1 pseudogene is annotated in these 281 nt (G+C 60.1%); it reads left to right on the top strand.

From position 1 onward, the window contains the following. A pseudogene (locus CVH10_RS19705) lies at positions 1 to 228 on the top strand (ABC transporter ATP-binding protein); the annotation flags it as partial. Positions 229 to 281: the final 53 nt, after the last annotated feature.

Genomic DNA, 281 nt, shown 5'->3' on the forward strand with positions numbered 1-281 from the left:
GACGAGCCCATCGCCGGCATGAGCTCGCGCGAACGAGAACTGACGGCCGATCTGCTCAAGCGCATCTGCAAGAACCGCGCGGTGATCGTGATCGAGCACGACATGGAATTCGTCAAGCAGATCGCGCACAAGGTCACCGTGATGCACCAGGGGAAGATCCTCGCCGAAGGGCCGATGGAGAAGGTGCAGGCCGATGAACGCGTCATCGACGTTTACCTGGGGCACTGACATGAGCAACGTGATGCTGGAAGTCAAGGACCTGCATACCGCCTACGGCCAGA

It is taken from the genome of Halomonas sp. ND22Bw, assembly GCF_003011945.1.
Classification (GTDB): Bacteria; Pseudomonadota; Gammaproteobacteria; order Pseudomonadales; family Halomonadaceae; genus Halomonas; species Halomonas halophila.